This is a genomic window from Rhodoferax sp., assembly GCF_013297935.1.
In the GTDB taxonomy this organism is placed as follows: Bacteria; Pseudomonadota; Gammaproteobacteria; order Burkholderiales; family Burkholderiaceae_C; genus Allorhodoferax.
In genome coordinates this window covers 467,167-484,495 of sequence record NZ_JAAFIX010000001.1, presented here as the reverse complement: position 1 = coordinate 484,495, position 17,329 = coordinate 467,167, and the positions used below count along the sequence as shown (strand labels likewise).

The 17,329-nt window shown below is 61.2% G+C and carries 14 protein-coding genes; 6 read left to right on the top strand and 8 right to left on the bottom strand.

Going from position 1 to position 17,329, the window contains the following annotated elements:
- Positions 1-113: 113 nt before the first annotated feature.
- Entirely contained in the window at positions 114-314 is a 201-nt protein-coding gene (locus QZW03_RS02290) for a hypothetical protein (protein ID WP_296507942.1), read from the top strand.
- 80 nt (positions 315-394) lie between these two features.
- Here the strand turns inward: QZW03_RS02290 and bamC are convergent, their stop codons facing one another.
- The 5 genes from bamC to QZW03_RS02265 form a co-directional block, all read right to left on the bottom strand.
- On the bottom strand, positions 395-1,477 hold the full coding sequence (bamC, locus tag QZW03_RS02285; protein WP_296507941.1) for an outer membrane protein assembly factor BamC: 1,083 nt from the start codon (positions 1,475-1,477) through the stop codon (positions 395-397).
- A gap of 26 nt (positions 1,478-1,503) precedes the next feature.
- Positions 1,504-2,397: a 4-hydroxy-tetrahydrodipicolinate synthase gene (gene dapA / locus QZW03_RS02280; protein WP_296507939.1), complete on the bottom strand. Its 894-nt coding sequence runs from the start codon at positions 2,395-2,397 to the stop codon at positions 1,504-1,506.
- Positions 2,398-2,430: 33 nt separating this feature from the next.
- Positions 2,431-3,006, bottom strand: coding sequence for a class I SAM-dependent methyltransferase (locus QZW03_RS02275; RefSeq protein WP_296507937.1), 576 nt, complete (start codon positions 3,004-3,006; stop codon positions 2,431-2,433).
- On the bottom strand, positions 3,006-3,830 hold the full coding sequence (locus QZW03_RS02270; protein WP_296507935.1) for an SDR family oxidoreductase: 825 nt from the start codon (positions 3,828-3,830) through the stop codon (positions 3,006-3,008). The genes QZW03_RS02275 and QZW03_RS02270 overlap by 1 nt, the downstream gene beginning before the upstream one ends.
- 141 nt (positions 3,831-3,971) lie before the next feature.
- Positions 3,972-5,195 (bottom strand): MFS transporter, encoded by a 1,224-nt coding sequence (locus QZW03_RS02265; RefSeq protein WP_296507933.1) that lies wholly within the window; start codon positions 5,193-5,195, stop codon positions 3,972-3,974.
- Between the two features lie 137 nt (positions 5,196-5,332).
- Here QZW03_RS02265 and QZW03_RS02260 point away from each other — a divergent pair, with 137 nt between their 5' ends.
- Genes QZW03_RS02260 through QZW03_RS02240 form a run of 5 tightly spaced genes read left to right on the top strand, consistent with a single transcriptional unit; the run spans position 5,333 to position 11,341 of the window.
- Positions 5,333-7,303, top strand: a complete 1,971-nt coding sequence (locus QZW03_RS02260; RefSeq protein ID WP_296507931.1) for a DNA topoisomerase IV subunit B — start codon at positions 5,333-5,335, stop codon at positions 7,301-7,303.
- Between the two features lie 32 nt (positions 7,304-7,335).
- Positions 7,336-8,229, top strand: coding sequence for a lytic transglycosylase domain-containing protein (locus QZW03_RS02255; protein ID WP_296507929.1), 894 nt, complete (start codon positions 7,336-7,338; stop codon positions 8,227-8,229).
- Between the two features lie 11 nt (positions 8,230-8,240).
- Complete coding sequence (parC, locus tag QZW03_RS02250; protein WP_296507926.1) at positions 8,241-10,646, top strand: DNA topoisomerase IV subunit A; 2,406 nt, start codon at positions 8,241-8,243, stop codon at positions 10,644-10,646.
- A 40-nt stretch (positions 10,647-10,686) separates the two neighbouring features.
- Positions 10,687-11,016 (top strand): type II toxin-antitoxin system HigB family toxin, encoded by a 330-nt coding sequence (locus QZW03_RS02245; protein WP_296507924.1) that lies wholly within the window; start codon positions 10,687-10,689, stop codon positions 11,014-11,016.
- On the top strand, positions 10,985-11,341 hold the full coding sequence (locus QZW03_RS02240; RefSeq protein ID WP_296507922.1) for a transcriptional regulator: 357 nt from the start codon (positions 10,985-10,987) through the stop codon (positions 11,339-11,341). The genes QZW03_RS02245 and QZW03_RS02240 overlap by 32 nt, the downstream gene beginning before the upstream one ends.
- A 153-nt stretch (positions 11,342-11,494) precedes the next feature.
- Here the strand turns inward: QZW03_RS02240 and QZW03_RS02235 are convergent, their stop codons facing one another.
- The 3 genes from QZW03_RS02235 to QZW03_RS02225 are packed head-to-tail and all read right to left on the bottom strand — an operon-like array spanning position 11,495 to position 17,324.
- A complete protein-coding gene (locus tag QZW03_RS02235) occupies positions 11,495-12,913 on the bottom strand; it encodes an efflux transporter outer membrane subunit (RefSeq protein WP_296507919.1) in 1,419 nt (472 codons plus the stop codon).
- Positions 12,906-16,061, bottom strand: coding sequence for an efflux RND transporter permease subunit (locus QZW03_RS02230; RefSeq protein ID WP_296507917.1), 3,156 nt, complete (start codon positions 16,059-16,061; stop codon positions 12,906-12,908). Before QZW03_RS02230 ends, QZW03_RS02235 begins: the two co-directional genes overlap by 8 nt.
- A 21-nt stretch (positions 16,062-16,082) precedes the next feature.
- On the bottom strand, positions 16,083-17,324 hold the full coding sequence (locus QZW03_RS02225) for an efflux RND transporter periplasmic adaptor subunit (protein ID WP_296507915.1): 1,242 nt from the start codon (positions 17,322-17,324) through the stop codon (positions 16,083-16,085).
- Between the last annotated feature and the right edge of the window lie 5 nt (positions 17,325-17,329).

Here is a 17,329-nt window from a genome sequence, read left to right as displayed (position 1 = left end):
TATAATTTCAAGCTCTGATGGAAAGAGACCGAATGCTTTACGTCAGGGCTGGGTGGCTTGCCACTCAGACAATTTCCGGAAATTGTTTCGTTAACTCACTGAAGTCTTTAAAAATGAACAAGTCTCTCGTTTTGGCAGCTCTGATCGCTGCTGCTGCCCTGGCTGCTTGCGGTAAGAAAGAAGAAGCTCCTGCTGCTGCTCCTGCCGCCGCTCCTGCTGCTGTTGAAGCTCCTGCTGCTGCTGCATCCGCTCCAGCTGCCGAAGCTCCTGCTGCTGCTCCTGCAGCCGCTGCTTCCGAGCCAGCTAAGCAGTAATCTGCTTGCAGACGAAAAAAAACCACCTTCCGGTGGTTTTTTTTCGTCTGTACATCGCCTCGCGACGATGTACTTGACTATTACTTGATGTCGTCAGCAATGACTTTCACAATCTTCTGCGCCACACCCGAAGTTTCCGGGTTACCACTGGCATCCAGCACACTGACGGTCGACTTTTCGCCGGTGCTACGTACTGCAATTTGATACTTCACGGCGTCAATGGCCTTCTTGGAGCCGCTGAACATTTTTGCAAAAAAGCCAGGTTCTGCCTTGTCGGAAGTCAGCTCTTGGTAGCGGACAAAGTAAATGCCTTGCTTGCGGTCACGGTCCTCTACCGTGAATCCGGTACGGTCCAATGCCAAGCCGGTACGGCGCCATGCGCGGTCAAAACCCTCGTCCAGTTGGACCACGGCTTGACCGTTCAGGTTGCTCACCGTCGCAATTTGTTTGGGCGCGCTGTTAGCCACCAAAGCCTTGGATTGCTCTTGCGAAACACCCAGCTTTACCATCAGGCGGCGCAAGAACTCCGCTTCCAGTTCGGGGTCCGCAGCGCGAGGTTGCCAGACCGTTTCACTGGTGCGGTCTGTGGTGTAGACCTCCACCATGCCGCGGTGGCTGATGAAAATTTCTGTGTTGCCGTTGGCATCGCGCTCCAGGCGTGTACGGAATTTGTCCCGCTCCGGGGTGGAGTAGAAGGAGTCCAGCAGTTTGCCCAATGAAGCACGGATGATGTCTTGTGGGATCTTGGCGCGATTTTCAGCCCAATCCGTTTCCATGATGCCCAGCTTGTCCTGGTCCATCGCCAGCAAAAAACCGTTGTCCTGCCAGAAATCTTTTACCGGCTCCCACAACTTCTCGGCAGGCCGGTTGACGACCAGCCAACGCTGATTTCCTGAGCGCTCAATGCGCACATCACCCACCGCAGTCGCAGCAATGGCAGTTTTTGACGTCTCAGTCGGGACGACCTTTGAAGCGTTCGCAGAAACTGCGCCGCCCACCACGGTGTAAGGCGTGTCTTTGCTCAGCTGGGTCAAGTCCGGCGGAACGTCGAGCTTGGGGGCCTTGGCGGCAGAGCGGTAGTCCACTTTGTCGGTTTCAAGCGATGAGCAAGCACCCAAACCCAGGGTTGCACTCAGCAGAATAACTTTAGAAATGGAATTCACGAAAATCCTCAAAAATAGCAACGCGCTTAAATCAGGCCGACGGTCTGCATGGCCTTTTCAAGGGCGGGTTGACTTGCTTCTGTCAACGGTGTCAGGGGCAATCGCAATGCGGGTTTGCTCAGTCCCATGCGGGAAACTGCCCACTTCACCGGAATCGGATTCGACTCGATGAATAGAGCCTTGTGCACCGGCAAAAGTTTCAACTGAATTTCCATGGCCCGTGCGACATCGCCGGCAATGGCTGCTTGGCAGAGTTCATGCATGAGGCGTGGTGCCACGTTGGCTGTCACACTCACATTGCCATGACCACCGCACAGCATGAGTGCGACTGCGGTCGGGTCATCTCCACTGTAGATCGAGAACTCTTTGGGGGCATCTTTGATGAGCCACTGGGCCCGCTCGATGTTTCCGGTGGCTTCCTTGATGCCGACAATGCCGGGAACTTGTGTCAAGCGCAACACGGTGTCGTGGGCCATATCAGCCACCGAGCGTCCGGGCACGTTGTACAAAATAACGGGCAGATCCACGGCTTCCGCAATTGCCTTGAAGTGTTGGAACTGGCCTTCTTGGGTCGGCTTGTTGTAGTAAGGCACCACTTGCAGTTGGCAGTCTGCGCCCACGTTTTTGGCGAACTTGGCCAACGCAATGGCTTCACGGGTGGAGTTGCCACCGCAGCCGGCCATGATCGGCACCCGCCCAGCGGCTTGCTCGACGGACACGCGGATGATCTCGCAATGCTCTTCCACGCTCACCGTGGGGGACTCGCCAGTGGTGCCTACGACGCCAATGCAATCAGTACCTTCGGCAATATGCCAATCGATAAGTTTTCGCAGCGCCGGGTAGTCCACGGAACCATCGTCAAGCATCGGAGTGATAAGGGCTACGATGCTGCCCCGGATTGGACCTTTAGAAGCGTTCATGTCGAGTGTTGAATCTGTAAACGAACATTTTAACTAGAGTGCATAGCGCGTCGGAGCGCCATTGTGTGCACCGGGGGTAAAGAAATTCACCGCGGCAATCCGCTGCACAAACCGGGCGGGTGCGTCCAGAAAGCCGTTTTCATAGGCTACGGTGTGTAAACCACTGCACATATGCAGCAATTCGTGCGCTTGCAACAAAAAATCGGGCCGGGCTGGCCGGCCTACGGTTTCGTTGCCTGCGGCAAAAGTTTCATACAAGAGCAGTCCGCCGGGTGCCAGACTCGCCAGCAGGGTGGGCATCAGCGGTCGCCAGAGATAGTTGGTGACCACCACCACATCAAACTGCGTTGGTTCTCCACTGGCCTGACGCAGCGGCCAAGGCCCGTTTTCAATATCAGCTTGCACGAGGTGGGCTGTAGGCACCGCCTGGGCTGCGGCGCGGGTGTCGATATCCACCCCCGTGACCGCACAGCCCCGCTCTGCAAACCAGTGCAAATGGCGCCCATTGCCGCAGGCCACGTCTAACACGGTGGCACCGGGGGCGATCAGGTGAGACCAGCGAGCGATCCAACCCGACGGGCCGGATAGGGTTGCGTGGGTTGGCGGCATCAGCGGGGTTTCACTTCATCTTTGAGCGCAGCGAGGGCCATGCGCTCCACGAGCCCGGGCAGCACAAGCTTCAAAAAGCGGCCGAGCTTGCCTTGGGCTGTCATCACTACTTCACGCTGGCGCTTTTGCATTCCGGTGGCGATGAGATAGGCACACTCCGCCACGGTCATGGCTTTGTCCTCCTTGAGGCCGCTGGAACCAGCGACTTTCCCTTGCGCATTGAGACCATGTGCCCGGATGTCCGTCAACACCACGCCTGGATAGGCCGTGGTCACGCTCACGCCCGTGGGTTTCAGTTCTGCCCGGAGCGCCTCAAAGAAGCCCGTCATGGCGAATTTGGAGGCGCTGTAGGCAGTGCGTCCGGGCACGCCAATCAGCCCCGCCAGCGAGGAGATCGCCACAATTCGCCCCCTGCTCGCCTTGAGGTGGGGCAGTGCTGCGTGGGTGCACCACACGCTGCCCCACAGGTTGACACGCATCAGGTCTTCGTACCAATGAAGGTCCGCGGCCTCTACGTCTTGCAGCAGCGCTTGGGCCGAAATGCCGGCGTTATTCACCAGTGTGTCAATGCGGCCGAAATGCTCCATGGTGGTGTCTACCAAAGCGCGGCATTGGCCTGGGTCAGAGACATCGGTCGCCACGACCAGCACCTCCGCACCGCGTGCCCGGCACTGAATGGCCACGGCTTCCAGGGCGTCGAGTTTGCGTGCTGCCAGCACCAGGCGCAGGCCTGCGCCATAGCGCGCTGCCAGTTGGCGTGCCAACTCGGCGCCAATGCCTTCTGAAGCGCCGGTGATGATGGTGACAGAGGTAGTCTCAGTCATGTCAGTTCATATTTAGAAGCAGGCCCAGACCTGGTTGGCCATCTGGACCATGAAATCCGGTTGGGCGTAGAGCGCGAACACGCCGCCCAGCGTCAGACAGACAGCAACCGTGAGCAGAGTCTTTTGCAGCATGCTGAGGCGTCAGGCCGCTTGGGGCAGGGGCTGGCCCCGGTGAATAGGTGCCTCGCGCACCGGCAGATTTACCAAGCCGGCAAACACCCCCAGCGCTATCGCGATGTACCAAACCATGTCGTAGCTGCCCGTCTTGTCATACAGGTAGCCACCCAGCCAAACGCCCATGAAAGAGCCGATCTGGTGGCTGAAAAACACAAAGCCTCCCAGCATGGATAAATGCGCCACACCAAAAATCTGCGCGATGGTGGCATTGGTCGGCGGCACCGTGGAGAGCCACAAGAACCCCATAACCGACGAAAACACATACACGCTGACGGGCGACAGAGGCACGATCAAGAAAACACTGATGGCAACCGCCCGGGCAAAGTAAATGAACGCGAGGATGTGCTTCTTCGCCATCTTCTGCCCCAGTGCTCCGGCCGCGTAGGTGCCGAACACATTGAACAGCCCGATCAGGGCCAAGGCGTAGCTCGCCACTTGCGGGGAGAGCCCGTTGTCTTTCAGGTAGCTGGGCATGTGCACGCCGATAAATACAACCTGAAAACCGCATACAAAGTAGCCGGCCATCAGAAGCTGAAAGCTCGGGTATTTAAAAGCCTCACGCAGCGCCTGCCCAATGCTTTGTTTGTGGGTGCCTGGGGCTGCGTGGCCCAAGGAGTGCTCTTTGAGGCCCCGAGCCAACGGCATCATCAGCAGCGATGCTGCAGCTAGGATCAGTAGTGCCTCTTGCCAGCCGAAGTGGCTGATTAAAAAGCCCTCGGTGGGCACCATCAAAAACTGCCCGAACGAACCCGCCGCTGCCGCGACGCCCATGGCCCATGAGCGCTTTTCAGCGGGCACATTGCGGCCAATGACGCCGTAAATCACAGCGTAGGTGGTACCCGCCTGGGCCATGCCGATCAAGGCGCCGGTTGCGAGGGTAAAGGTCAGCGGCGTGGTCGCCAGTGCCATGCCGGCCAGGCCCAGCGCATACAGCACCGCGCCGATCAAAATCACCCGGAAGGCGCCAAAGCGGTCCGCCGCCATGCCGGCAAAAATGCCGCTGACACCCCAGGCAAGGTTTTGAATGGCAATGGCAAACGCAAAAGTCTCGCGGGTCCAGTCTTGGGCCTGGGTAATAGGCTGAAGCCACAGTCCGAAGCCATGGCGAATGCCCATGGACAAGGTCACGATGGTGGCGCCACAGACCAAAACCTGGGCCATGGAAAGAGGGCGGTGTTGAGAACTCATCCACCAACTGTAGCCCGATTCGGCGCGGGGCGCGGCCACAGGTGGGACACGGCGGCAAGCTTGCCGGGGCAAAGGGGCTTAAGCCTGTATGTATGCATATACAGTGGATTGCCCTGTTTCCCCTACAATCCGCCGCTATGGCTGTCAAACCCACCCCCGAATATTCCGAATCATCGATCCGCGTGCTCAAGGGCCTGGAGCCCGTCAAACAGCGCCCGGGCATGTACACCCGCACCGACAACCCGCTGCACATCATTCAAGAAGTGCTGGACAACGCCGCTGACGAAGCGCTGGCCGGTCATGGCAAAAAAATCAAGGTCATCCTGCACGCCGACGGCTCGGTGAGCATTGAGGACGACGGCCGCGGCATTCCCTTCGGCATGCACCCGGAAGAAAAAGCCCCAGTGATTGAGCTGGTGTTCACCCGCTTGCACGCGGGTGGCAAGTTCGACAAGGGCAAGGGCGGCGCCTACAGCTTCTCCGGCGGCCTGCACGGCGTAGGCGTGTCGGTGACCAACGCCCTGGGCAAGCGCCTGGAAGCCACCAGCTACCGCGAAGGCTCCGTGGCGCACTTGGTGTTTGAAGGCGGCGACGTGACCGAGGCCCTTCAAGTGCGCAAGGCCGGTGAGGGCGACCGCAAGCAAGGCACGACCGTGCGCGTGTGGCCGGACGCCAAGTATTTTGAATCCGCCGTCCTGCCCATGGGCGAGCTGACCCACCTGCTGCGCAGCAAAGCGGTGCTGATGCCCGGCGTGAGCGTGACGCTGGTGAACGAAAAAACCAGGGAAAGCCAGAACTGGCTCTACAAGGGCGGCCTAAAAGATTACTTGGGTCAAACGCTCAATGCAGACCCGGTTATCCCCATGTTTGATGGCGAAGGTTTTGCCGACGGCAACAACGACACCTTCGCCGAAGGCGAGGGAGCCACCTGGTGCGTGGCGTTTACCGAAGACGGCGCTCCGGTGCGCGAGAGCTATGTGAACCTGATTCCCACCAGCGCGGGCGGCACCCACGAAAGCGGCTTGCGCGATGGCTTGTTTCAGGCGGTCAAAAGCTTTATCGAGTTTCACAGCCTGTTGCCCAAGGGCGTGAAGCTCATGCCCGAAGACGTGTTCGCCCGCGCCAGCTATGTGCTGAGCGCCAAGGTGCTGGACCCGCAGTTTCAAGGCCAAATCAAAGAGCGGCTGAACTCGCGCGACGCGGTGCGCCTCGTCAGCAGCTTTGTGCGCCCCGCGCTGGAGCTTTGGCTGAACCAGCACGTGGACTATGGCAAAAAGCTGGCCGAGCTGGCCATCAAGGCTGCGCAAACCCGCCAGAAGGCCGGCCAGAAGGTTGAAAAGCGCAAGAGCAGCGGCGTGGCCGTGCTGCCCGGCAAGCTCACCGACTGCGAGAGCCGCGATATTGCCTACAACGAGGTGTTTCTGGTTGAGGGCGATTCCGCAGGCGGCAGCGCCAAAATGGGCCGCGACAAAGAAAACCAGGCCATCCTGCCCCTGCGCGGCAAGGTGCTCAACACCTGGGAGGTGGACCGCGACCGCCTGTTTGCCAACACCGAAATCCACGACATCTCAGTCGCCATCGGTGTGGATCCGCATGGCCCCAACGACACGCCCGACTTGAGTGGCCTGCGCTACGGCAAGGTCTGCATTTTGAGTGATGCGGATGTGGACGGCTCGCACATTCAAGTGCTGCTGCTCACGCTCTTCTTTCGCCATTTCCCCAAGCTCATTGAGACCGGCCATGTGTTTGTGGCGCGCCCACCGCTGTTCCGGGTAGATGCGCCGGCCCGTGGCAAAAAGCCGGCGAGTAAGGCCTACGCGCTGGACGAAGGCGAGCTCACCGCGATTCTGGACAAGCTGCGCAAAGAGGGTGTGCGCGAAGGCGCTTGGTCCATCAGCCGCTTCAAAGGCTTGGGCGAGATGAACGCCGAGCAGCTGTGGGACACCACGCTCAACCCCGACACCCGCCGCCTGTTGCCGGTGGAGCTGGGCGCGGTGGACTTTAGTGCCACCGAGGCGCTCATTACCAAGCTCATGGGCAAGGGCGAGGCCGCGTCCCGGCGCGAGCTGATGGAGCTGCATGGCGATTCGGTGGAGATCGACGTTTAACCATGTCGTCTCGCGCCCGGTTTTCTTTTGCTATGAAAATAGTAGCTGCTTGCGCAATATTGGCGGGGGCTACTGCTGCTTTTGATGCAAAAGCAGACGTCTGGGTGTATGTGGACCCGCAGGGGCAGACGCATTTTTCCGCCGAGCAAACTGACGAGCGCTACACCCTGTTTTTTCGCGCCTCTATCCGTGGCTTGAGGTCAGGGGCCGAGGCCGCTGCCCCGCAAGCAGCGGCACCCGAGGCAGCGGAGGTGTCGCCCGAGCTGTCCCCCAAGTTGGCAGCTTTTTTTGACAACTCGTCGCGCTACCGCAAAGCCCATCCCTTGCTGCAAGAGGCCGCGCGCAAATACCGGTTGGACTACGAGCTGCTCAAGGCGCTGGTCACCACCGAGTCCGGCTTTGAGCCTACCGCAGTGTCGCCCAAAGGCGCTATCGGGCTCATGCAGGTCATGCCCGACACGGCCCGCCGCTTCGGTGTGGACAGCGACCGCTGGATGTCGGTAGAAGCCAAGCTGGCGGACCCCAAGATCAACGTCGGCATTGGTGCGCGCTATCTGCGCTTGTTGCTCGACATGTTCCCCGGCCGCACCGATTTGGCACTTGCGGCTTACAACGCAGGCGAGGGTGCGGTGCAAAAGGCGGGCAACAAAGTGCCCAACTACAAAGAAACCCAGAACTACGTGGCTACCGTTACCGAGCTCTACGCCGCGCTCAAACCACCGGTGCCCGCCAAACCGTTCACATCGCAAGCAGCGGGCCCCAAGCCGGTGCTCAAGCCCTATGGCGATGGCTATGTGCTGTCCGGCGCCCGCACGGCCTATGTGCTGGCGCCTGGCGCCATGCCCGGCGGGGCGCTCGGCCGCGGCAACATGATCACCCCGGCCCTGCCGGTGGCCCTCCAAGAAACCCGGATTGCAGTGGACTGAACTGAAGAAACATGACTGACCAAACCACGCTCGACCTGATCCCCGAACCCGTTGACCCGGTGGGCCCGACCCCACCCGGAGACGACAGCGAACTCAACCTCGCCACCTACGCCCAGCGCGCTTACTTGGAGTACGCCCTGAGCGTGGTCAAAGGCCGTGCTTTGCCCGACGTGTGCGATGGCCTCAAGCCCGTGCAGCGCCGCATTTTGTACAGCATGGGCCGCATGGGCCTGAGCTTTGGCGGTGCCAACGGCAACGCCGGGGCCAAGCCGGTCAAGAGCGCCCGTGTGGTGGGCGATGTGCTGGGCCGCTTTCACCCGCACGGCGACCAGTCGGCCTACGACGCGCTGGTGCGCATGGCGCAAGACTTTTCGCAGCGCTACCCGCTGGTCGACGGCCAAGGCAACTTCGGCAGCCGGGACGGCGACGGCGCCGCCGCCATGCGCTACACCGAAGCCCGCTTGGCCAAAATCACCACGCTGCTGCTCGATGAGATCGACATGGGCACCGTGGACTTTCAGCCCAACTACGACGGTTCCACCGAAGAGCCCCGCCAGCTGCCCGCGCGCCTGCCGTTCAGTTTGCTCAACGGCGCCAGCGGCATTGCCGTGGGTTTGGCCACTGAGATTCCCAGCCACAACCTGCGCGAAGTGGCCGATGCCTGCGTGGCGCTCATCAAGAACGACAAGCTCTCCGACGACGAGTTGTTTGCCTTGGTGCCCGGCCCCGACTTCCCCGGTGGCGGCCAGATCATCAGCAGCGCCAGCGATATTGCCGACGCTTATCGCAGCGGCCGCGGCAGCCTCAAGGTGCGCGCCCGCTGGAAGATTGAAGACCTGGCTCGCGGCCAATGGCAGCTGGTCGTCACCGAGCTGCCACCCGGCGTGAGCAGCCAGCGCGTGCTGGAAGAAATTGAAGAACTCACCAACCCCAAGGTCAAGGCCGGCAAAAAAGCCTTGAGCCAAGACCAGACCCAACTCAAGGCCAGCATCCTGAGCGTGCTCGATGTGGTGCGCGATGAGTCCAACAAAGACGCCCTGGTGCGCCTGGTGTTCGAGCCCAAGAGCCGCACCGTGGAGCAGCAGGAGCTGATCACCGCGCTCCTGGCCCACACCAGCCTGGAAACCTCGTCGCCCATCAACCTCACCATGGTGGGGCTGGACGGAAAGCCGGTGCAAAAGTCGCTGCGCCAGATGTTTGTTGAGTGGATTGCCTTCCGCCAGACCACCATCGAGCGCCGCAGCCGCCACCGCCTGAACAAGGTGCTGGACCGCATCCATATTCTTGAAGGCCGCCAGACGGTGTTGCTCAACATTGACGAGGTGATTGCCATCATCCGCAACAGCGACGAGCCCAAGGCCGCGCTGATCGAACGCTTCAAACTCAGCGACCGTCAAGCTGAAGATATTTTGGAAATCCGCCTGCGCCAACTGGCGCGGCTGGAGGCTATCAAGATCGAGCAAGAGCTCTCTGAGCTGCGCACCGAGCAAGGCAAGCTGGAAGAAATTCTGGGCAGCCCCGCTGCGCTGCGCCGTCTGATGGTGAAAGAAATTGAGGCGGACGCCAAAGTGTTTGCCGATGCGCGCCGCACCCTGATCCAGGCAGAGAAAAAGGCGGTTGCTGAGGTGAAGGTGGTGGACGAGCCGGTGACCGTGGTGGTGTCCGAAAAAGGCTGGGTGCGAGCCCGCACCGGCCATGGGCACGAGGCGTCTACCTTTGCCTTCAAGGCGGGGGACGGCCTGTACGGCACCTTTGAGTGCCGCACGGTGGACACGCTGCTGGTGTTCGGCTCCAACGGGCGCATCTACACCGTGCCGGTGTCCGCGCTGCCCGGAGGGCGGGGCGACGGCCAACCGGTCACCACGCTCTTGGAGCTGGAGAGCGGCACCCAAATCTTGTATTACTTCGCCGGCCCGGCCAGCGCGCAGTTGCTGCTATCGGGCAGCGGCGGCTACGGCTTTATAGCCAGCGTCGAGAACATGACCTCGCGCCAGAAAGCCGGCAAGGCCTTTGTGGGCGTGGGCGAGGGCGAAACCCTGTGCGCGCCGTCTGTCGTGTCAGGCGCGCAAGGCAAGGTCACCGTGGCGGGCACGCCTGCCGCAGTGGTGGCCCCTGCGACTCACGTGGCCTGCGCGTCCACCGGCGGCCGCATCCTGACCTTTGAGATCACTGAACTCAAAACCATGACCAACGGCGGCCGTGGCCTGATGCTGATTGACCTGGAAGATAAAGACGCCCTGGCAGGCGCTGCCGCCTACACCCGCAGCATCCGCATCGACGGCATAGGCCGCGGCGGCAAAGAGCGTGATGAAACCCTGGAAATCCGCAGCCTCAACAACGCCCGCGCAGCCCGTGGCCGCAAGGGCAAGGCGGCGGACTTGGGCTTCAAGCCGAACCGGATTACGCGGGTGGAGTGATGGAATTGGATTCACTTCTCCCAGATTGGGAGTAAAATTAATGCGTGTGATTGCGAAAAGTACGCTGGTCAATTTTTGGAGTCAACCCGGGCGGGCTGATTCCAAAGGCGCATTGCAAAGTTGGCATGACGAAGCGCTGAAAGCGGATTGGCAGACCCCGCAAGACATTAAGGACCAGTACAGCAGTGCAAGCATCTGCGGCAACAACCGGGTGGTGTTCAATATCGCAGGAAACAAGTACCGCTTGGTCGTGGAAATGCAATACCGGGCGGGTATCGCGTGGGTGAAGTTCGTTGGAACCCATGCCCAGTACGACCAGATCAACGTGGAGACCGTCAATGACTATAAAGCCGATTCGCAACGACGATGACTTGCGTGCTGCGTTCAAGCAGCTGGAACTGGTGTTTCAGGCCCCTGAGGGCTCGGAGCAAGCCGATGAAATGGAAATATGGGTCACGCTCATTGAGGCCTATGAGCGCAAGCACTTTCCAATTGGCCCGGCAGACCCGGTAGAGGCTATCAAGTTCAGGATGGAGCAGCAAAACCTGACGCCCAAAGATTTGGAGCCTTTTTTGGGTTCTAGCGGCAGGGTTTCTGAAATTCTCAACCGCAAACGCCGCTTGAGTTTGCAGATGGTGCGCAAGCTACACGATGGGTTGCATATTCCTTTTGAGAGCTTGCTGTCTGGGACCTAGGATTGGAGCCACTGCTGATTGCATTGCCGATCCAGAAGACACTGCGTAAACGTGCAGAGTCGCCATTTACATATTCCACCCATAAACAAAAACAGCTCCTAAATTAGGAGCTGTTTGCGCAGTATCTACGGGGGCTAGGCCCCGATTTGACTATTATTTTGGCTCTGCAGCTGTTTCCGTCCACCCGCCACCCAGCACCTTGTACAGGGTCACCAGGTTCTGCAGTTGCTGGGTTTGCACCTGCACTTGTGCCTGTTGGGCTGCGAACAAAGAGCGTTGAGCCTCCAGCACATCAAACGAGCTGGCTGCACCGGCTTTGAAGCGCAGGTCGGTCAGTTGCATGGTGGTCTGGGTAGCGGCGAGCTGGGCGGTCTGGGCTTGCAGTTGGTCGCCCAGGGTGGCGCGGCCGGCCAGTGCATCGGCCACTTCCTTGAAGCCGGTTTGAATGGCCTTTTCGTACTGGGCGATGGCAATGTCTTTGTTCACCTTGGCTGCTTCCAAGTTGGCTTTGTTGCGGCCCGCATCGAAGATGGGCATCAGCAACTGGGGCACAAAGGTCCAGGCGCTGGTGCCGTTGCTAAACAGTTGCTCCAGGTCGTTGCTGGCAACCCCTGCGCTGGCGGTGAGCGTGATGCGCGGGAAGAAGGCCGCACGTGCTGCACCGATGTTGGCGTTCAGAGCCAGCAGGTTTTGCTCGGCCTGGCGCACATCAGGGCGGCGCACCAGCAACTCCGACGGCACACCGGCGGGCAAGTCGCTCAAAAAGCCTTGTTCCGCGAGGCTCAGGCCGGCAGGCAGATCGGCCGGCAAAGCCTGACCCACCAGCAGCCCCAGCGAGCTCTCGTCTTGTGCGCGTTGGCGGGTTTGCTGGGCCAGCGATACCTTGGCAGCTTCAAGCTGGCTCTGGGCGGTGCTCAGGTCCAGTTTGGAGGCGGCTTCGTTGTCGTACTTGAGCTGCATCAGGCGCAGGCTCTCTTGCCGAGTCTTGAGGGTCTCGCGGGTCACGCGCAGCAGCTCGTCGTCGGCCAAGAGCGTGAGGTAGGTGTTGGCTACCGACGCAATCAGGCTGATCTGCACGGTCTTGCGGGCTTCTTCGGTCGCCAGCAGTTGCGACTGGGCCGCTTGGCTGAGCGCGCGCACACGGCCAAAAAAGTCCAGCTCATAGGAGGTCACGCTCAGGCCTGCGGTGTAGCTGCTGGTGATGGCGCCGCTGGCAGCCGGGCCACGGCTGCCGTTGATGCCGGCGTTCACCGTGGGCAGCTGGTCGGCGCGCGCCACTTGCAGTTTGGCGCGGGTGGCGTCGATGTTGAGGGCCGCCACGCGCAGGTCGCGGTTGTTTTCCAAAGACAGTTCAATCAGGCGCTTGAGGCGCGCGTCTTTGAAGAAGCTTTGCCACTCAATATCTGCAGCAGCGCGCGCGCCGGCCGGCGCTGCCGGCACATCGGCAAAGGTAGCGGGCACCGGCGCCGCCGGGCGGCTCATGGTCGGGATAAAACTGCAACCCACCAGCCACAGGGCCGCCGACAGGGTGGCCAGGCGCAGGGCCGGGCGTGCAAAAGAGTGCTTACTCATGGGATTCGGCTCCGATCTGGTGTCCGTGTTGTACGTCGAACTGGTGTTGGCGTTCGCTGCCTTTGAAGATGCTGCGCACCACCACAAAGAAGATGGGCACAAAGAACACCGCGAGGATGGTGCCCGCCACCATGCCGCCGATCACGCCGGTGCCGATGGCACGTTGGCTGGCCGAGCCGGCGCCGCTGGAAATGGCCAAGGGCAGCACGCCCAAGATGAAGGCCAGCGAGGTCATGACGATGGGGCGGAAGCGCAGATGCGCTGCCATCAAAGCGGCCTGAACGGCCGTCTTACCCTGAGCTTGCAAGTCTTTGGCGAACTCGATAATCAAGATCGCGTTCTTGGCCGACAAGCCGATGATGGTGATCAGGCCCACCTGGAAATACACATCATTGGCGTAGCCGCGGAACAGGGTTGCGAGTACCACACCGAGCACGCCCAGTGGCACCACCAGAATCACCGACAGCGGGATCGACCAGCTCTCGTAGAGCGCGGCCAGGCACAAGAAGACCGCCAGGATGGCAAACGCATAAAGAATAGTGGCTTGCGAGCCAGCCAGCTTTTCTTCGCGGGACTGGCCGGTCCACTCAAAGCCAAAGCCCGGGGGCAGCTGGCTGGCGAGTTTTTCCATCTCGGCCATGGCCTCACCCGTGCTGAAGCCGGGCGCTGCACTGCCGCTGATGCGGATGGCCGAGTAGCCGTTGTAGCGCACGGTCTGCATGGCACCGTTGGCCCAACGGGTGGAGGCAAATGCCGACAAAGGCACGGCCTTGCCGCTGGTGTTGATGACGTTGAACTTCAAGATGTCATCGGGCTGCATACGCGCGGTGGCGTCGGCTTGCACCACCACCCGTTGCAGACGGCCCTGGTTGGGGAAGTCGTTCACGTAGCTGGAGCCCAGCGCGGTCGAAATCGTGTTGTTGATCGCGCTAAAGCTCACGCCCAAGGCACTGGCTTTGTCGCGGTCAATGTCGATTTGCAGTTGCGGCGCGTCTTCCAGGCCGTCCGGGCGCACCTGGGTGAGCACCTTGCTCTTCGACGCCATGCCCAGCATTTGGTTGCGAGCGGCCAACAGGGCGTCGCGGCCCTTGCCGGAGCGGTCTTGCAGGCGGAAGGTAAAGCCCGATGCATTGCCCAGCTCAGGGATGGGGGGCGGGCTCAAGGGGAAAATGAACGCATCGCGAATACCCATCAGCGCGCCGAACGCGCGGCCGGCTAAGGCTTGAGCCGATTGGCCGGGGCCCTGGCGCTCAGACCAGTCTTTCAGCGTCACAAAGCCTAGCGCAGCGTTCTGGCCCTGGCCGGAGAAGCTGAAGCCAATCACGGCCACCATGCTCTCCACATCGGGCTGCTTGAGGATGAAGCCTTCGACCTGCTCCATCACGCTGGTGGTGCGCTGCTGGGTAGCACCGGGTGGCAACTGCACGTTGACGATGATGTTGCCCTGGTCTTCTGCCGGCAAAAACGAGGTGGGCAAGCGCATGTACACCACGGCCACAGCGCCGATGATGGCGACATACACCACCAGATAGCGGCCTGCCTTTTTCAGCAAGCGCTGGACCACGCTTTCATAGCCCTTGGCGGTGCTAGTGAAGCGGCGGTTGAACCAGCCGAAGAAGCCTGTGCTGGCGTGGGCATGGCCGGCCACCACCGGTTTGAGCAGGGTTGCGCACAGTGCCGGGGTGAGCGACAGGGCCAGGAAGGCCGAGAACGCGATCGACGCCACCATGACCGTGGAGAACTGGCGGTAGATGTTGCCCACCGAGCCGGCAAAGAATGCCAGCGGCACAAACACGGCAATCAGCACCACGGTCACACCGATGATGGCGCCCGAAATCTGGCCCATGGCCTTTTTGGTGGCTTCCAGCGGCGGCAAGCCTTCTTCGCTCATGATGCGTTCGACGTTTTCGACCACCACAATGGCGTCATCCACCACGATACCGATCACCAGCACCATGCCGAACATGGTGAGCACGTTGATGGACATGCCCAGCGCCAACAGCGTGCCGAAGGTACCGAGCAGCGCGATAGGCACCACGATGGTCGGGATCACGGTGTAGCGCCAGTTCTGCAAGAACAGGAACATCACCAAAAACACCAGCACCACGGCCTCGACCAGCGTCTGCGCCACTTGCTTGATAGAGATATTGACGAAGCGCGAGCTGTCATAAGGAATGCTCCACTTCATGCCCTGCGGGAAGTAGGCTTCCAGCTCGGTCATGCGGGCACGCACCGCCTTGGCAGCAGCCATGGCGTTACCGCTGGGAGACAACTGCACGCCGATACCAATGGCGGGCTTGCCGTTCAGGCGGGCGGAGGTGCTGTAGGCCTGGGCACCCAATTCGATGCGGGCCACGTCTTTCAGGCGCACGGCCGAGCCGTCTGCGTTGGAGCGCAGGGCAATATTGCCGAACTGCGCCACGCTGCCGAGCTGGCCGCTCACCACCACCGTGGCAGCAATGCCTTGGCCGGTGATGTTGGGCAGGTCGCCAATGGCGCCTGCAGACACTTGCGCGTTTTGCGCGCTGATGGCGGCATTCACTTCAGCCGTCGATAAGTTGAACGAGGCCAGCTTGGCCGGGTCCAGCCAGATGCGCATGGCACGCTCGGTACCAAACAGCTGAGCTTGGCCGATGCCGGGCAGGCGTTGCAGCTCGGGCACGATGTTGCGCGACGCATAGTCACCCAGCTCGATGGTGCTGGTGTCCGGGTTGTCGGTGGCCAGCATGGTAAAGAGCAAGAAGTTGGAGCGCGACTTGTCAACCCGCACGCCTTGCTGCGTCACAGCCGCAGGCAGGCGCGGTGTGGCGCGCGCCAAGCGGTTTTGCACATCCACCTGGGCCAGGTCGGCATTGGTGCCGGTCTCAAAGGTCAGGGTAAGGGTGCCGGAGCCGTTGGCCTGCGACACCGATTCCATGTAGATCAGGCCGGAGGCTCCATTCATTTCGCGCTCGATCACGCTCAGCACACTGTCTTCCAGTGCCTGGGCCGAAGCGCCGGGATAGGCTACGTTGACCACAATGGCCGGTGGAGCCACCGGCGGGTATTGCGAGATGGGCAGCTGGGTAATAGCGACGCCGCCCATCACCATGATGAACAGCGAAAGCACCCACGCGAAGATGGGGCGGTTGATAAAAAACTGAGCCATAAGGGGTTGCCTCGTAATGATTTACTTGCCGGCCGCCGAGGCGGCTGCAGCGGGGGCGGGGGCGGCAGCAGGCGCACCACCATTCCAAGGCACGGGCTTCACAGGTGCGCCGGGCACCATCATTTTCTGGAAGCCGTCCACAATGACCTGGTCGCCTTCTTTCAGGCCGTCCAGAATCACCCACTGGTTGTCCTGCGCGTTGCCCACCTTGACCGGGCGTGGGCCGGGCTTGCCGCCTTCACCCACCACCAGCACGGTGTCGCCCTGGTTGGTGCGGGTCACGGCTTGCTGTGGCAACAAAATGCCCGATGGCAGCTCGGCTTGCGACAGGCGCACGCGCACATACTGGCCGGGCAAGAGCAGGCCATCGCCATTGGGCACTTCAGCGCGCAGGGTGATATGGCCGCTGGTGGCGTCTACCGTCAGGTCGCTAAACAGCAACTTGCCGGCTTTGGGCAGCTCGCTGCCGTCTTCCAGCACGATGCGCACCGGCACCGAGCCATCGCCCGAGGCGCGCAGTTGTTTGGAGGCAATAGCTTTGCGCAGGCGCAGCACTTCGGTGCTGGACTGGGTGAAGTTCACATACACCGAGCCGGTTTGCTGAATCGTGGCCAACGCGGCTGCGTCTGCCGCACCCACCAAGGCACCTTCGGTCACCGAAGACTGGCCGATACGGCCCGAAATCGGGGCGGTAATAGTGGCGTAGGCCAGATTGATGCGGACCGTTTCTGCGGCAGCTTTGGCCACACCGACATCGGCTTCAGCTTGGCGCTGGGTGGTCTGCAGGGTGGTGAATTCTTGTTTGCTGATGGCGTTGGCCTCTGCCAGGGGCTTGTTGCGCTCCACTTGCGCGGTGGCCTGAGCCAGGGTGGCCTGGGCTTTGCCGACTGTGGCCTGGGCGCTCTCAAAGGCGGCGCGGTAGGGGGCAGCGTCCAGCTGGTACAGCACCTGACCGGCTTTGACCTCGCTACCTTCGCGGAACATGCGCTGCAGCACCACACCGCTCACACGGGCACGCACTTGGGCCACCCGCAAGGCGCTCACGCGGCCGGGCAACTCGCTTTGCAGAGCGACCGATTGGGGGGCCACCGTAACTACACCCACTTGGGCCGGCGGCATGCCGCCGCCGGGGGCGCCGCCACCTTGCGCGCTGTCTTTGGCGCCACAAGCGGCCAGAACAACAGCCAAAGGAATCGCCAGCAAGGCAAAGCGGCCGGAGGAGAAGGCGGGCGCAAAGCCCTGGGTCTGACTGAGCAGCGACATACAGA

Coding starts and splice junctions, on each gene's coding strand:
- QZW03_RS02225 (WP_296507915.1), bottom strand. CDS start 17,324: ATGTCGCTGCTCAGTCAGACCCAGGGCTTTGCGCCCGCCTTCTCCTCC.
- QZW03_RS02240 (WP_296507922.1), top strand. CDS start 10,985: ATGACTATAAAGCCGATTCGCAACGACGATGACTTGCGTGCTGCGTTC.
- QZW03_RS02230 (WP_296507917.1), bottom strand. CDS start 16,061: ATGGCTCAGTTTTTTATCAACCGCCCCATCTTCGCGTGGGTGCTTTCG.
- parC (WP_296507926.1), top strand. CDS start 8,241: ATGACTGACCAAACCACGCTCGACCTGATCCCCGAACCCGTTGACCCG.
- QZW03_RS02290 (WP_296507942.1), top strand. CDS start 114: ATGAACAAGTCTCTCGTTTTGGCAGCTCTGATCGCTGCTGCTGCCCTG.
- QZW03_RS02245 (WP_296507924.1), top strand. CDS start 10,687: ATGCGTGTGATTGCGAAAAGTACGCTGGTCAATTTTTGGAGTCAACCC.
- QZW03_RS02270 (WP_296507935.1), bottom strand. CDS start 3,830: ATGACTGAGACTACCTCTGTCACCATCATCACCGGCGCTTCAGAAGGC.
- QZW03_RS02255 (WP_296507929.1), top strand. CDS start 7,336: ATGAAAATAGTAGCTGCTTGCGCAATATTGGCGGGGGCTACTGCTGCT.
- QZW03_RS02275 (WP_296507937.1), bottom strand. CDS start 3,006: ATGCCGCCAACCCACGCAACCCTATCCGGCCCGTCGGGTTGGATCGCT.
- QZW03_RS02235 (WP_296507919.1), bottom strand. CDS start 12,913: ATGAGTAAGCACTCTTTTGCACGCCCGGCCCTGCGCCTGGCCACCCTG.
- dapA (WP_296507939.1), bottom strand. CDS start 2,397: ATGAACGCTTCTAAAGGTCCAATCCGGGGCAGCATCGTAGCCCTTATC.
- QZW03_RS02260 (WP_296507931.1), top strand. CDS start 5,333: ATGGCTGTCAAACCCACCCCCGAATATTCCGAATCATCGATCCGCGTG.
- QZW03_RS02265 (WP_296507933.1), bottom strand. CDS start 5,195: ATGAGTTCTCAACACCGCCCTCTTTCCATGGCCCAGGTTTTGGTCTGT.